This is a genomic window from Azohydromonas lata NBRC 102462, assembly GCF_001571085.1.
Lineage (GTDB): Bacteria > Pseudomonadota > Gammaproteobacteria > Burkholderiales > Burkholderiaceae_C > Azohydromonas > Azohydromonas lata.
On record NZ_BCTC01000320.1, the window covers coordinates 1 to 698 of the forward strand.

The window sequence follows — 698 nt, forward strand, 5'->3', positions numbered from 1 at the left end:
TCCTTGCGGCCCTGGTTGCTGAGGCAACAGGTTGGCGCCTGGGTTGCCGACGTTCATCGGCTCACCCACCGTGATCGTGCTGAGGCTCGGGAGGCTCAGCGGCGAGTTGGACGGCAGGAACCTGGTGTTGTCGCCCGCATCGGCCGGTGCCGGTGGGGCCGGCGGCACGACCGGCAGCGCGGGCGGTGCAGGCGGGTTGACCGAAACAGGAGGCGTCTGAGGCGGCGGCACCGGGATGGGCGGCACCTTGGCCGTCGCGTCACTCACCACGACTTCCTTCGTGCCCTGCCCGTCCACGTAGCTGACCTGGGCGCGCACCATGCGGTCGGCCAGATCGGCCGTGATGACGAAGCTCTCCCCCGTGGCCCTCTCGATGAGAACCCAGGTCTTCCCGTCCGCCGACGACCACCACGTGACGGTGGGTGTCCCCATGCCGTCCGCATCGGCGACGGAGCTGCGGGCGTGCAGCACCTGGCCGATGGCGGCGGTGCCGGAGAGGGCCACGCCGCCGGTGGGCGCGTCGTTGGCGTTGTCCACCGCCGCGGTGGCCGCACTGGTGCGGCTTTCGGCATGGCCGAACTGGTCCACGTAGGACGCGCGCACCGTGAGGCCCTTGCCCACGTCGGCCTGCGTGAGCGTGTAGCGCTCGCCCGTGGCGCCTTCGATGGCCTGGCCATCGCGCAGCCACTGGTAGGTAA

At 71.1% G+C, this 698-nt stretch carries 1 protein-coding gene; it reads right to left on the reverse strand.

Annotated features, from left to right (window positions below; genetic code table 11):
• Nucleotides 1-698 (reverse strand): hypothetical protein (locus ALA01S_RS34265; RefSeq protein WP_218011569.1); only part of this gene is annotated, 698 nt, incomplete at both ends.